General features: G+C 60.6%; 12 protein-coding genes. 3 read left to right on the top strand and 9 right to left on the bottom strand.

Annotation, left to right across the window (positions count from 1 at the left end; all coding sequences use genetic code 11):
• Nucleotides 1–119 precede the first annotated feature (119 nt).
• From tauD to AC07N8_RS23810, 7 genes are all read right to left on the bottom strand, one after another.
• Nucleotides 120–962 (bottom strand): taurine dioxygenase, encoded by an 843-nt coding sequence (gene tauD / locus AC07N8_RS23840; protein WP_493145967.1) that lies wholly within the window; start codon nt 960–962, stop codon nt 120–122.
• A gap of 145 nt (nt 963–1107) precedes the next feature.
• Nucleotides 1108–1941, bottom strand: coding sequence for a taurine ABC transporter permease TauC (gene tauC, locus AC07N8_RS23835; RefSeq protein WP_483840903.1), 834 nt, complete (start codon nt 1939–1941; stop codon nt 1108–1110).
• Nucleotides 1938–2732 (bottom strand): taurine ABC transporter ATP-binding subunit, encoded by a 795-nt coding sequence (tauB, locus tag AC07N8_RS23830; protein ID WP_493145968.1) that lies wholly within the window; start codon nt 2730–2732, stop codon nt 1938–1940. Before tauB ends, tauC begins: the two co-directional genes overlap by 4 nt.
• Before the next feature lie 16 nt (nt 2733–2748).
• Nucleotides 2749–3726, bottom strand: coding sequence for a taurine ABC transporter substrate-binding protein (gene tauA / locus AC07N8_RS23825; RefSeq protein WP_123436317.1), 978 nt, complete (start codon nt 3724–3726; stop codon nt 2749–2751).
• 246 nt (nt 3727–3972) lie between these two features.
• Nucleotides 3973–5556, bottom strand: a complete 1584-nt coding sequence (gene gshA / locus AC07N8_RS23820) for a glutamate--cysteine ligase (RefSeq protein ID WP_493145969.1) — start codon at nt 5554–5556, stop codon at nt 3973–3975.
• A gap of 256 nt (nt 5557–5812) precedes the next feature.
• Nucleotides 5813–6196, bottom strand: coding sequence for a PaaI family thioesterase (locus AC07N8_RS23815; RefSeq protein ID WP_483840906.1), 384 nt, complete (start codon nt 6194–6196; stop codon nt 5813–5815).
• Nucleotides 6196–8520, bottom strand: coding sequence for a Tex family protein (locus AC07N8_RS23810; RefSeq protein WP_493145970.1), 2325 nt, complete (start codon nt 8518–8520; stop codon nt 6196–6198). The genes AC07N8_RS23815 and AC07N8_RS23810 overlap by 1 nt, the downstream gene beginning before the upstream one ends.
• 361 nt (nt 8521–8881) lie before the next feature.
• On the opposite strand from AC07N8_RS23810, the gene ompR reads away from it, so the two are divergent.
• Together ompR and AC07N8_RS23800 are read left to right on the top strand one after the other, a co-directional pair.
• Nucleotides 8882–9622, top strand: coding sequence for an osmolarity response regulator transcription factor OmpR (ompR, locus tag AC07N8_RS23805; protein WP_427632099.1), 741 nt, complete (start codon nt 8882–8884; stop codon nt 9620–9622).
• 114 nt (nt 9623–9736) lie between these two features.
• The gene (locus tag AC07N8_RS23800; protein ID WP_123436312.1) at nt 9737–11050 is read left to right on the top strand and encodes an ATP-binding protein; all 1314 of its coding nucleotides are present in this window, start codon (nt 9737–9739) and stop codon (nt 11048–11050) included.
• Nucleotides 11051–11161: 111 nt separating this feature from the next.
• Here the strand turns inward: AC07N8_RS23800 and rimK are convergent, their stop codons facing one another.
• Nucleotides 11162–12067 (bottom strand): 30S ribosomal protein S6--L-glutamate ligase, encoded by a 906-nt coding sequence (gene rimK / locus AC07N8_RS23795; RefSeq protein WP_007949201.1) that lies wholly within the window; start codon nt 12065–12067, stop codon nt 11162–11164.
• Nucleotides 12064–12543, bottom strand: a complete 480-nt coding sequence (gene rimB / locus AC07N8_RS23790; protein ID WP_007949200.1) for a retropepsin-like aspartic endopeptidase RimB — start codon at nt 12541–12543, stop codon at nt 12064–12066. Before rimB ends, rimK begins: the two co-directional genes overlap by 4 nt.
• Nucleotides 12544–12759: 216 nt before the next feature.
• On the opposite strand from rimB, the gene AC07N8_RS23785 reads away from it, so the two are divergent.
• Entirely contained in the window at nt 12760–13167 is a 408-nt protein-coding gene (locus tag AC07N8_RS23785) for an RNA-binding S4 domain-containing protein (RefSeq protein WP_027922234.1), read from the top strand.
• Nucleotides 13168–13560 lie beyond the last annotated feature (393 nt).

The following is a 13560-nucleotide window of genomic DNA, read 5'->3' as shown; positions in this document are numbered from 1 at the left end:
GAGCAGGCTCGCTCCCACAGTGGATGGGTGGTGGCCACACACTTTGTGGACAACCACTAACCCTGTGGGAGCGAGCCTGCTCGCGAAGGGGCCCTGACAAACACAGAACTATTCAGGGATCACCGGAAAAACGGCACATCCCCCAACACCGTCGCTCGCTGCATCACCCGCCGCGCCGGCCGGTAATCGTCCACCGCGTAATGCTGGGTCACGCGGTTATCCCAAAACGCCACGTCATCCTTCTGCCAGCGCCAGCGAATGGTAAATTCCGGCCGCGTTGCGTGGGCGAACAACAACTTCAAAATCGCTTCACTCTCGGTTTCCGACAGCTCATTGATCCTCGACGTGAAGCCTTCGTTGACGAACAACGAGCGGCGTCCGCTCACCGGGTGTGTGCGAATCACCGGGTGCGACAGCGGCGGATTCTTGCGTCGCGCTTCTTCCCACTGAGCCAGCGCTTCTGGTGTGTTGCCATAACGCTCCAATGGAAACGAACGGGTGAAGTCGTGGGTCGCCGTCAGCCCTTCGAGCAAGCTTTTCATCGGTGCCGACAACGCTTCATACGCGGCAATCCCGCTGGCCCACAACGTGTCGCCACCAAACTCCGGCAGCAGCTTGGCGCTGAGCACCGCGCCCATGGCCGGGGTCGGCAGGAAGGTCACGTCGGTGTGCCAGATCGCGTTGTCACGCACGTCGGTGACGGCGGTATCGAGGATCAATACTTCTGGTTGTTGCGGCACATTCGGGTAGATCGGGTGGATGTGCAGGTCACCGAAATTGGCGGCGAATCGTGCCTGCTGTTGTGGGGTGATCGGCTGCTCACGGAAGAACAGCACTTGATGTTTGAGCAGCGCCTGTTCGATGGCGTTGCGTTGCTCCGGGGTCAGCGGCTGGCTGATGTCGACGCCGCTGATCTGTGCGCCGAGGGCGTAGCTTAAAGGAACGATGGTCAACTGGCTCATGGTGGTTCTCTTCGAATTCGGGGGTCGTGCTTTGTGTGGGAGCGAGCCTGCTCGCGAAAGCGGTGGATCAGTTGCAGCAGCTTTGGCTGACACTCAGCATTCGCGAGCAGGCTCGCTCCCACAGGGTTTTTCACCACGCAATGGTTCAGTGAGCCTGGCCGTGCCACGGCACCAGTTTGCGTTGCAGGGCGCGCAGGCCCATTTCCATGGCGAAGGCAATCAGTGCAATCACCAGAATCCCCAGTACCACCACGTCGGTGACCAGGAACTGCGCGGCCGACTGCACCATGAAGCCCAACCCGCTGGTGGCGGCGATCAATTCGGCGGCGACCAGCGTCGACCAGCCCACCCCCAGGCCAATGCGCACGCCAGTCAAAATGTCCGGCAAGGCACTCGGCAGAATCACATGACGAATCAACTGCGCCCTAGTAGCGCCCAACGATTGCGCCGCCCGTAATTTGGCCGGGTCAACGGTGCGCACACCGGTGGCGGTGGCGATGGCAATCGGGGCGAAAATCGCCAGGTAGATCAGCAACACCTTCGACAGCTCACCAATGCCGCACCAGATCACGATCAGCGGCAAATAGGCCAGCGGTGGAATCGGGCGGTAGAACTCGATCAGCGGGTCAAGAATGCCGCGCGCGATGCGGTTATGGCCGATGGCGATGCCGACTGGCACCGCCGTCAACACGGCAAAGCCCAGGCCCAGGCCGATTCGGCTGAGGCTCGCGCCCAAGTGTTGCCACAACGTCGAATCCATATAGCCGCTGGTCACCAGCAGCCAGCCTTTTTGCAGCACGGCGGACGGCGGCGGCAGGAACAGCGGCTCGATCATTCCCGTGGCGGTGACGGCCCACCAGAGAGCAACGAGGGCAACCAGCGTCAGTACGCTGATCCAGCGAGTGCTCAAACTGCGGCGAACCGGAATCACGGTCGAACCGGGTTTCACCGCGATGGCCGGAATTTGATAGCTGCTCATGCGCGCTCCTGCCGCGTGGCGGCGCTGCGTTGGGAGAACACTTTGGCGAGTACGTGTTCGCGGGTTTCGATAAAACGAGGGTCGGACTTGATGGCTCGGGCGGATTCACCGGCGGCATAACGCTGGCCGAAATCCAGACTCAGACGCTCAACGATTTGCCCCGGGTTCGGCGCCAGCAGAATCAGGTCGGTGGCGAGGAACACGGCCTCTTCAATGTCATGGGTAATCAGGAATACGGGTTTGGCGGTGCGTTGCCAGACTTGCAGCAGCAACTCTTGCATCTGCTCGCGGGTGAAGGCGTCGAGGGCGCCGAAGGGCTCGTCCATGAGCAAGACACGAGGATCGGCAGCCAAGGCGCGGGCGAGGCCGACACGTTGCTTCTGGCCGCCCGAGAGCTGCCAGATACGACGGTTTTCGAAACCGGTCAGGTCGACCAGCGCGAGCATTTCCCGGGCGCGGATTTCACGTTTTTCCCGGGAGACACCGGCCAGTTCAAGTCCGAATCCGGCGTTGGCCAGCACGTCCTGCCAAGGCAGTAATGCATCGTCTTGAAACACCACGCCACGCTCGGCGCTCGGGCCCTTGACCGGCACGCCGTCGAGGGTGATACGCCCGGCGCTCGGTTCGACAAAACCGGCAATCAGGTTCAACAGCGAAGTCTTGCCACTGCCGGACGGGCCGAGGGCGACCAGCAATTGCTGGGGCCCAAGACTCAGGGAAATATCCGCCAGTACCGGTTCCGGACTGCCGGGGTACTGTGCGCTGATGCGCTCCAGCTGTAGCAAGGCCATCGCAGTGAACTCCCGATCAGTTGGTGATGAACTTGGCGCTGACGTACGGGGCGTAATCCGGCAGCACGGCTTCGACCTTGCCTTGTTCCTTGAGGAACGTGGCGGTGTCGGTGATGGCCTTGGTGGTCGGCGCGCCGAGGGTGATCACTTGATCAGCCGCCAGCGGGTAGACGTTGCCTTGCAGCAGCAACGGAATATCGCTGGCCTTGGCACCGGAGAGTTTCACCAGTTTGTCGACGTTGGATTGATTGGCGAGCCAGGCTTTCGGGTCTTTGCGGTAGTCGGCGTAGGCGTCCAGGGTCACTTTGGCGAACGCGGTGACGATTTCCGGGTGCTTCTCGGCGAAGTCTTTGCGCACGATCCAGGCATCAAACGTCGGCGCGCCGAACTTGGCCAGTTCACCCGAAGTGATCAGCACTTTGCCGTTTTCCTTGGCCACGCCCAGGGCTGGGTCCCAGACGTAGGTGGCGTCGATGTCACCGCGTTTCCACGCGGCAATGATCGCGGGCGGGGCGAGGTTGAGCACGGTGACTTTCGACGGGTCGATGTTCCAGTGCTTCAGCGCAGCCAGCAGGCTGTAGTGACCGGTGGACACGAAGGGCACGGCGATTTTCTTGCCGATCAGGTCTTGTGGCGTCTTGATCCCGGAACCGTCGCGAGCGACGAGGGCTTCGGCGGCACCGATCTGGGTGGCGATGAGGAAGGTTTCGACCGGGACTTTGCGGGTGATCGCGGCGGTCAGGGGGCTGGAACCGAGGTAGCCGATCTGCACGTCGCCGGAGGCAATGGCGGCAATGATGTCGGCGCCGTTGTCGAATTTGCGCCAGTCGATTTTGGCGTTGGTGGCTTTTTCGTAGGCGCCGTCGGCCTGGGCAACTTTCGCCGGGTCCACGGTGGTCTGGTAAGCGACGGTAACGTCAGCCGCCTGGGCAAAGAAGCTCGCTGCAGCCAGAGAGGCGGCCGCCAGGAGGCGAAGAGGGAAATGCAGTTTCATTGGGAAGCTCCTTGTCAGGCGACCGAGAGTCGGCGTGAAAGGAGACTAAATGATCTAAGAATCCGAAAATAAATAACTTTTTCGAATTAGCTTATGTGTGGAAAATACTAAAAGCGACCGCTTCGCGGTCATCGCGAGCAGGCTCGCTCCCACCTTGGATCTGCGGCGTGACTCACACTTTGTGAACACCCTAGATCCCTGTGGGAGCGAGCCTGCTCGCGATAAGGTCCGCAGGACCTTCCGGGGTCAGTTACTGATCGCCAGAATACTCGCCTGATACGACCCGACAAACACATCGAAATCGCCGACTTCGTTCTGCTCCAGCTCAACCTGAGCCGCCAGCGACGAACGCGCCAGGGTTTCAAATTTCGCCTGGTCTTCGACACTCAACGGCTCACTGCGGAAATACTCCGCATGCGCGCGGCTCTGACGCAGAGAGAACTGAGCAAAGCTTTCCTTGTGCTCGGCCATCGCCGCCAGCACCTGGGCAGAAGGCGTCAGGGACGGATCCCTGACCTTGGCCAACTGAACATCCAGCGCCTTGCTATGAGCATCGCCACCGTGGCTCTGATCGAGCATCGCGGCCAACGGAGCGATCTGCTCCAGCAACTCGCTGGCCCACTCTTTGAGGTCCACCGGCTGCCCGTCGCGGTGCAATTGCAGACCCGGACGGCGACCTTCCTTGACCACACTGAGGAAGTTCGAGGTGGCGTTGCTGCAGGATGTATTGGTCAGCAGCGGGCTGTCGTTCAACGCGCAATACAGCAGGAACGCGTCGAGGAAGCGCGACTCGGTGAGGTCGATGCCCATCGGCAGGAACGGATTGATGTCCAGGCAACGCACTTCAACGTACTGAATGCCACGGGCCACCAACGCCTGAATCGGCCGTTCGCCGGTGTAGGTCACGCGTTTCGGGCGAATGTTGGAGTAGTACTCGTTTTCGATCTGCAGGATGTTGGTGTTGAGCTGAACCCACTCACCGTCCTTGTGCGTGCCGACTTCAACGTACGGCGCATACGGCGTGGCGACCGCTTTGCGCAGGCTGTCGGTGTAGCTCGACAGGTCGTTGTAGCACGGCGTCAGACCGGCCTGGGCGTTGCTCTGGTAACCCAGGTCGCTCATGCGCAGGCTGGTGGCGTACGGCAGGTACAAGGTGTCCGGGTCCAGTTGTTCCAACTGGTGCGAACGACCGCGCAGGAAGCCGGCGTCCAGCGCTGGCGAGGCGCCAAACAGGTACATCAGCAGCCAGCTGTAGCGGCGGAAGTTACGGATCAGCGCGATGTAGGCCGAGGACTGATAGTCGCGGTCGGTGCCGACAAAGCCTTCCGATTCCTTGAGCAGCGGCCAGAGCTTTTCCGGCAGGGAAAAGTTGTAGTGAATCCCGGCGATGCACTGCATGGTCTTGCCGTACCGCAGGGCCAGGCCCTTGCGATAGACGTACTTGAGCTGACCGATGTTGGACGTGCCGTAATAGGCGATCGGGATGTCTTCCTCGGCCGGCAACGGGCACGGCATCGAGGGGCTCCACAGAAACTCGTTGCCGAGCTTGCTGTAGGCAAAGCGATGGATCTTGTCCAGGCTCGCCAGCGTATCCGCCGGATCGGGCAGGGCGGGCGTGATGAACTCCAGCAGCGACTCGGAATAGTCGGTGGTGATTTGTTCGTTGGTCAGCGCGGAACCCAATTCTTCCGGGTGCGGCGTTTGCGCCAGGCGACCTTCGCCGGTCACGCGCAGGCATTCACGTTCGATGCCGTGAAGGCACTGTTCGAGCAGAGAGAGGTTAGCGCGCTCGCCAAGCAGGGCCAGGCGGCGGTTGAGAAGTTCGCTCAAGTTGGATTCCTTCACGCGTCAGTCGCCCCAATATGGGGGTGGGCAAGACGGTCTACAAGGGTGAAGTTAAAACTGGCGTTTTCGCCTGGTTTTGGATCGGCGCAATCCCTGTGGGAGCGAGCCTGCTCGCGAAGAGGGAGTGTCAGTCAACATTGATGTTGTCTGATACACCGCCTTCGCGAGCAGGCTCGCTCCCACAGGAAACTTCGGCGCTGCGGTCACAGCGCTGAAATTAACTCAAATTGATGACGAGTAGCTACAGGACAGCGAACGTGCCTTGCGCTTTTGCGACCAGTTTGTCGCCTTGCATCACATCGGCCTCGACCACCAGTGTGCGGCGGCCCGGGTGGATCACTCGCGCCGTGCACATCACTTCACCGTCCGAGACGGCGCGAATGTAGTTGATCTTGCATTCGATGGTCGCGCTCTGCTGGTCAAAGCCATGAGTGCTGGAACAGGCCAGCCCCATGGCAATGTCCACCAGACTGAACAAGGCCCCGCCGTGCAGCTTGCCAGCGCGATTGCGCAGCTCTGGCTCAAGCACTAGGGCGACGTGCGCCACCCCGGTTTCCAGGCTGTGCAAGCGACACCCCAGCAGCTTGAAAAAGGCGCTTTCGGTGTACCCGGCAGGGATGTCCATCAGCGTTTTTTCAACTGCTTGGCGTTGGCGAACAGCGAAGCCATAGCGTTGTTGGCCGGGGCCGCTGCCGTGGTTTCCTTGCGCGGTGCAGTGTTCTGGGACTGGCGTGGTGCCGACCCCGGACGTGCGCCGCGAGCGCCGTCGATTTTCTCGCCCGGGGTGTCGCTCATGCGCATCGACAGGCCTACGCGTTTGCGCGGGATGTCGACTTCCATGACCTTCACCTTCACCACATCACCGGCCTTCACTGCTTCACGTGGGTCCTTGATGAACTTCTCCGAAAGCGCAGAGATGTGCACCAAACCATCCTGATGCACGCCGATGTCGACGAACGCGCCGAAGTTGGTCACGTTGGTCACGACGCCTTCGAGGATCATGCCCAGTTCGAGGTCCTTGAGGTCTTCGACGCCTTCCTGGAACTCGGCGGTCTTGAACTCTGGACGCGGGTCACGACCCGGTTTTTCCAGCTCTTGCAGGATGTCGGTGACCGTTGGCAGACCGAAAGTTTCGTCGGTGTACTTCTTCGGATCGAGACGCTTGAGGAAGCTGGCGTCGCCGATCAGCGAGCGGATGTCACGGTCGGTTTCGGCGGCAATGCGCTGCACCAGCGGATAGGCTTCCGGGTGAACGGCCGACGAATCCAGTGGGTTGTCGCCGTTCATCACGCGCAGGAAGCCTGCGGCCTGCTCGAAGGTTTTTTCGCCCAGGCGCGCGACTTTCTTCAACGCGGCGCGGGTTTTGAAGGCGCCGTGTTCGTCACGGTGGCTGACGATGTTCTGCGCCAGGGTCGCGTTGAGGCCGGAGATGCGAGCCAGCAGCGCCACGGAGGCGGTATTGACGTCGACGCCCACGGCGTTCACGCAGTCTTCGACCACCGCGTCCAGGCCACGGGCCAGTTTCAGTTGCGACACATCGTGCTGGTACTGGCCGACGCCGATGGATTTCGGATCGATCTTCACCAGCTCAGCCAGTGGATCCTGCAAGCGACGGGCAATCGACACCGCGCCACGGATCGATACGTCCAGATCCGGGAATTCCTTGGAAGCCAGTTCCGACGCCGAGTAAACCGATGCGCCAGCCTCGGAGACCATGACCTTGGTCATTTTCATCGCCGGGTATTTTTTGATCAGTTCAGCGGCCAGCTTGTCGGTTTCGCGGCTGGCGGTGCCGTTGCCGATGGCGATCAGGTCGACCGAATGTTTGGCGCACAGGGCGGCAAGAACGGCGAGGGTCTGATCCCACTTGTTGTGCGGCACGTGCGGGTAAACCGTGGCGTGATCCAGCAGCTTGCCGGTGGCGTCGACCACGGCGACCTTGCAACCGGTGCGCAGGCCCGGGTCGAGACCCAGTGTGGCGCGCGGGCCGGCCGGAGCCGACAGCAGCAAGTCGTGCAGGTTGTGCGCGAACACGTTGATCGCTTCGGTTTCCGCGCCATCGCGCAGTTCACCCAGCAAATCGGTTTCGAGGTGGGTGTAGAGCTTGACCTTCCAGGTCCAGCGCACCACTTCGCCCAGCCATTTGTCGGCGGCGCGGTTCTGGTTCTGAATGCCGAATTGCTGGCCGATCATGCCTTCGCACGGGTGCATGGTGCCCGGCAACTCGTCGCCGACTTTCAGCGCCGAACTCAGAATACCTTCGTTACGGCCACGGAAAATGGCGAGCGCGCGGTGCGATGGCATGCTTTTCAGCGGTTCGTCGTGTTCGAAATAGTCGCGGAACTTGGCGCCTTCCTCTTCCTTGCCGGCAATGACGCGGGCACTGAGGGTGGCTTCCTGCTTCAGGTAGCTGCGCAGTTTGTCCAGCAAACCGGCGTCTTCGGCGAAGCGTTCCATGAGGATGTACTTGGCGCCTTCGAGGGCTGCCTTGACATCGGCCACGCCTTTTTCGGCGTTGATGAAGCGTGCGGCTTCGGTGTCCGGGGTCAGGGACGGGTCGTTGAACAGACCGTCGGCCAGTTCGCCGAGGCCGGCTTCCAGGGCGATCTGGCCCTTGGTGCGGCGCTTCTGCTTGTACGGCAGGTACAAGTCTTCGAGGCGGGTCTTGGTGTCGGCGAGTTTGATGTCGCGCTCAAGTTGCGGGGTCAGCTTGCCTTGCTCTTCGATGCTGGCGAGGATGCTGATGCGCCGTTCGTCGAGTTCTCGCAGGTAGCGCAGACGCTCTTCCAGATGCCGCAACTGGATGTCATCGAGGCTGCCGGTCACTTCTTTTCGGTAACGGGCGATGAAGGGAACGGTAGAGCCTTCATCGAGTAGCGCGACGGCCGCTTCGACCTGTTGTGGGCGTACACCGAGTTCCTCGGCGATGCGGCTGTTGATGCTGTCCATAAAACCACCTGACAAATTGTGAAAGCAGGCTCGCAGGCGCAGAGATAGAGGCTCTGCGAGTCTGGTTGAGCGGCCTGGCCTGCGCCGCTGCCTGGATCAAAGGGCACCCCATTGACCCGTGAAATCGAACAATTACTGCGCGCGCCCGGGAAATAAATGGCGCCGTTCTGTAGTACCTGTCTGATGTTGCCTGACACAAAAGGCCGCGCATTATAACCAGCGTTCGACCGTTCGGGGGCATCGCAGACTGGAGGGACAATGGCCGGCTTGCTGGCGGTGGAGGAAAAATCTGCTAACAATGCACACGGTGCGTATAACGGCAGCTACGCCATAATGCGCGCCGAGCTAAAAGGAGCATCTAATGAGCAGCACTGCAAACATTGCTGAAGGCGAAAAAATTCTTATTGTTGACGACGATCCAGGGCTGAGCAGCCTGCTGGAACGCTTTTTCGTCAGCAAGGGCTACCGTGCCCGCGCCGTACCGAACACCGAGCAAATGGACCGCCTGCTGGCGCGCGAAGTGTTCAACCTGGTCGTCCTCGACCTGATGCTGCCTGGCGAAGACGGCTTGACCGCCTGCCGCCGCCTGCGCACGGCGAACAATCAGATCCCGATCATCATGCTGACCGCCAAGGGCGATGAGCTGAGCCGTATCAAGGGCCTGGAACTGGGCGCCGACGATTACCTGGCCAAGCCGTTCAACCCGGATGAGCTGATGGCCCGCGTCAAAGCGGTCCTGCGTCGTCAGTCGACGCCTGTGCCAGGTGCACCGGGTAGCGAAGATGAAAGTGTCACCTTTGGTGATTACGAACTGTCGCTGGCGACCCGCGAGCTCAAGCGCGGTAATGAAGTGCACATGCTCACCACCGGTGAGTTTGCGGTCCTCAAGGCCTTGGTCATGAACGCGCGTCAGCCATTGACCCGCGACAAACTGATGAACCTGGCCCGTGGCCGCGAGTGGGATGCCCTGGAGCGCTCCATCGACGTGCAGATTTCCCGTCTGCGCCGGATGATCGAACCTGATCCGTCCAAGCCGCGTTACATCCAGACTGTCTGGGGCGTGGGCTACGTGTTCGTTCCGGATGGCGCCGCTACCAAGTGATCGGCGATTTGTAGGAGCGGGTCTTGCGGGCAGTAGTCAGATGACTTTGTCCGCAGACTCGCGATCCGCAATATGCGAGCATCGCTCGCTCCTGCAAGTGTGTAGCGGTTATCCATGAAAACCCCCGTTTGGTTCCCCCAAAGCTTCTTCTCCCGCACCCTTTGGCTGGTGCTGATCGTCGTCCTGTTTTCCAAGGCGCTGACCCTGGTTTATCTGTTGATGAACGAAGACGTGCTGGTGGACCGTCAATACAGCCACGGAGTCGCCCTGACGCTGCGCGCCTACTGGGCCGCCGATGAAGAAAACCGCGCAAAAATTGCCGATGCCGCCACCCTGATCCGGGTTGTGGGGGCGGGTGTGCCGGAGGGTGAACAGCATTGGCCGTACAGCGAGATTTACCAGCGGCAGATGCAGGCCGAGCTGGGTGCCGATACTGAAGTTCGATTACGCATGCACTCACCGCCAGCGCTGTGGGTCCGGGCACCGAGCCTGGGCGATGGCTGGCTGAAAGTGCCGCTGTATCCGCATCCGTTGCGTGGCCAGAAAATCTGGAACGTGCTCGGCTGGTTCCTCGCCATTGGCTTGCTGTCGACTGCGTCGGCGTGGATTTTCGTCAGTCAGCTCAATCAGCCGTTGAAACGTCTGGTGTATGCCGCAAGGCAACTTGGCCAGGGACGCAGCGTGCGTCTGCCGATCAGTGACACGCCCAGCGAAATGACCGAGGTGTATCGCGCTTTCAACCAGATGGCCGAGGACGTCGAGCAGGCCGGACGAGAGCGCGAGCTGATGCTGGCGGGGGTGTCCCACGACTTGCGTACGCCTTTGACCCGATTGCGCCTGTCCCTCGAGTTGATGGGGGATCGAACCGACCTCACCGACGACATGGTGCGCGACATCGAGGATATGGACGCGATTCTCGACCAGTTCCTGGCGTTCATTCGCGATGGCCGTGACGAATCGGTGGAAGAGGTTGACCTCAGCGACCTGGTTCGCGAAGTTGCTGCGCCGTATAACCAGAACGAAGAAAAGGTACGTCTGCGCCTGGAGCCGATCCAGCCGTTTCCGTTGCGTCGGGTGTCGATGAAACGCCTGTTGAACAACCTGATCGGCAATGCCTTGCATCACGCGGGCAGTGGCGTTGAGGTGGCGGCTTATGTCTCCGGCGATACCAGCGCACCGTATGTGGTGCTGAGTGTCATGGACCGTGGGGCGGGGATTGATCCTTCCGAGCTGGAAGCGATCTTCAATCCATTCACCCGCGGGGATCGTGCCCGGGGTGGCAAGGGGACTGGTTTAGGGCTGGCGATCGTGAAGCGGATTGCTTCGATGCATGGCGGGAATGTCGAGCTGCGCAATCGGTCCGGTGGCGGACTGGAAGCGCGAGTGCGGTTGCCGCTGGGGCTGATGTTGCCTCGGGATGCGGTTTAACAGCTGACATCCTGGCTGGGGCTGATGGCCCCTTCGCGAGCAGGCTCGCTCCCACACAACTGTGGGAGCCTGCTCGCGAAGGCGGCCTCGCGGCCGCCATAACAATCTGGATTAACCCTTCCCTTTGGTGCGCGTCATGTTCGGCCCACCATTCTTCTCCAGATGCTCAATGATGATCCCCGCCACATTCTTCCCGGTGGTGGTCTCGATCCCTTCCAGGCCCGGTGACGAGTTCACTTCCATCACCAGCGGCCCGTGATTGGAGCGCAGGATATCCACACCCGCCACCGCCAGCCCCATCACCTTCGCCGCACGCAATGCGGTCATGCGTTCTTCGGGGGTGATCTTGATCAGGCTGGCGCTGCCACCCCGATGCAGGTTGGAACGGAATTCCCCTGGCTTGGCCTGGCGCTTCATCGCTGCGATCACCTTGTCGCCGACCACGAAGCAACGAATGTCCGCACCGCCGGCTTCCTTGATGTATTCCTGAACCATGATGTTCTGCTTCAGGCCCATGAACGCTTCGATCACCGACTCCGCCGCCGTCGCGGTTTCACACAACACCACGCCAATGCCTTGGGTGCCTTCCAGCACCTTGATCACCAGCGGGGCGCCGTTGACCATGTCGATCAGGTCGGGAATGTCATCCGGGGAATGCGCGAACCCGGTCACCGGCAAACCGATCCCGCGACGTGACAGCAATTGCAGCGAGCGCAGTTTGTCCCGCGAGCGGGCAATGGCCACCGATTCATTGAGCGGAAACACGCCCATCATTTCAAACTGACGCAACACCGCGCAGCCATAAAACGTTACCGACGCACCGATCCTCGGGATCACCGCATCGAACCCTTCCAGCGGCTTGCCGCGGTAGTGGATCTGCGGCTTGTGGCTGGCAATGTTCATGTAGGCGCGCAGGGTGTCGATCACCACCATTTCGTGGCCACGCTCGGTACCGGCTTCAACCAGACGACGAGTGGAATACAGACGCGGGTTCCGCGACAGCACAGCGATCTTCATGCAACACCTGTGGAGGAGGTAGATACCGGGAACACCGGCTTGTCTTGTACGTACTTGATGCCCGGATTGACCACCAGTTGGCCGTGAATCAGGGCTTTGGAACCGAGTAACAGGCGATAACGCATGGATTTGCGGCAGGCGAGCGTGAACTCGACCCGCCAGACCCGATCACCGAGGGCCAGGGTGGTGCTGACCACGTAGCGCTTCTGCGCGTGGCCATTGGAGCTTTTAATGGTTTTCATCGTCACCAGCGGTGCTTCGCAGCGTCGATGACGCAGTTGCACCACCGTGCCCAGGTGCGCGGTGAAGCGAACCCACTGCTCGCCATCGCGCTCGAACGGCTCGATGTCGGTGGCATGCAGGCTGGAGGTACTGGCACCGGTGTCGATTTTTGCCCGCAGGCCCGCGACTCCCAAATCCGGGAGCGCCACCCACTCGCGCAGACCGACAACGGTCAAATGATCAAATGTCTTCAAAGTTGCTCAACCGGTAGAAACCGCACGGTCCGCAAGCGGCCGAATTCGCGGTATTCACGCAGAATAATGGTTAAAAGGCGACAGATATCTACGGCCCGGATTTCCAGCCCTCCGAGGAGGTTCTGGAATGCATGCATTGTAATCCGCGCCGGTGGAATTCTTGGTACGACTGAAACGGTAGTACAGTTCACCAATATTTCAGAATGAGGAAATCCCATGGCACAAAAAAACGAAGAGGACGACAAAGTCCGTCTCGATAAATGGTTGTGGGCTGCACGTTTTTACAAAACCCGAGCCTTGGCCAAGGCCGCGATTGAAAGCGGCAAGGTGCATTGCCGTGGCGAGCGCTGCAAACCAGGCAAGGAGCCAAGAGTAGGCGATGAATTTGTGATTCGCGCAGGTTTCGAAGAGCGCACGGTGGTGGTTCAGGCCTTGTCGATCGTTCGCCGTGGCGCGCCGGAGGCTCAGACGCTGTATGCCGAAACCGAGGCCAGCATCGCCAAGCGCGAAAACGCCGCCGCCCAGCGCAAGGCAGGCGCGTTGGGGATGACCACCGATGGCAAGCCGAGCAAGAAACAGCGCCGGGATTTGTTCAAGTTCCGTGGCAGCAGCAACGACGAGTGAGTTGCAGCCATCGCGGGCAAGCCCGCTCCCACAGCGATATACGGTCTACTGTGGGAGCGTGCGGTGCGACGATTCGACTTGCCCGCGATCGAGTGCGCAGCACTCGCCAGTCGCCACCGGATCTTGGGGAAGACTTGTAATTACCCGATTGAGTAACCATATCGGGTGATTCGCCAGCGGCGCATCGAGCGGACAAACAGCCACTCGTCGAAAATCACACACAGCCTCTGACCTGTAGGCCATAACCAGAAGGCCAGCAGTGCCAGACACGCAAAATCGCGAGAGCCCTAACCGGCGGACGTTCCACCTTGCTTGGAACAACCCCCGGATTGTTCATAAAATACCGGCCATGCCGAACACACGCGATTTTTGACCGTTGAACCCCATTGTCAC

This window comes from Pseudomonas sp. GW821-FHT10C09 (genome assembly GCF_059415465.1).
The sequence above is the reverse complement of the archived record's forward strand: the minus strand, read 5'-3'. Positions and strand labels throughout refer to the sequence as shown.

Coding starts and splice junctions, on each gene's coding strand:
- tauC (WP_483840903.1), bottom strand. CDS start 1,941: ATGAGCAGCTATCAAATTCCGGCCATCGCGGTGAAACCCGGTTCGACC.
- tauA (WP_123436317.1), bottom strand. CDS start 3,726: ATGAAACTGCATTTCCCTCTTCGCCTCCTGGCGGCCGCCTCTCTGGCT.
- tauD (WP_493145967.1), bottom strand. CDS start 962: ATGAGCCAGTTGACCATCGTTCCTTTAAGCTACGCCCTCGGCGCACAG.
- ompR (WP_427632099.1), top strand. CDS start 8,882: ATGAGCAGCACTGCAAACATTGCTGAAGGCGAAAAAATTCTTATTGTT.
- tauB (WP_493145968.1), bottom strand. CDS start 2,732: ATGGCCTTGCTACAGCTGGAGCGCATCAGCGCACAGTACCCCGGCAGT.
- AC07N8_RS23785 (WP_027922234.1), top strand. CDS start 12,760: ATGGCACAAAAAAACGAAGAGGACGACAAAGTCCGTCTCGATAAATGG.
- rimK (WP_007949201.1), bottom strand. CDS start 12,067: ATGAAGATCGCTGTGCTGTCGCGGAACCCGCGTCTGTATTCCACTCGT.
- AC07N8_RS23810 (WP_493145970.1), bottom strand. CDS start 8,520: ATGGACAGCATCAACAGCCGCATCGCCGAGGAACTCGGTGTACGCCCA.
- AC07N8_RS23800 (WP_123436312.1), top strand. CDS start 9,737: ATGAAAACCCCCGTTTGGTTCCCCCAAAGCTTCTTCTCCCGCACCCTT.
- AC07N8_RS23815 (WP_483840906.1), bottom strand. CDS start 6,196: ATGGACATCCCTGCCGGGTACACCGAAAGCGCCTTTTTCAAGCTGCTG.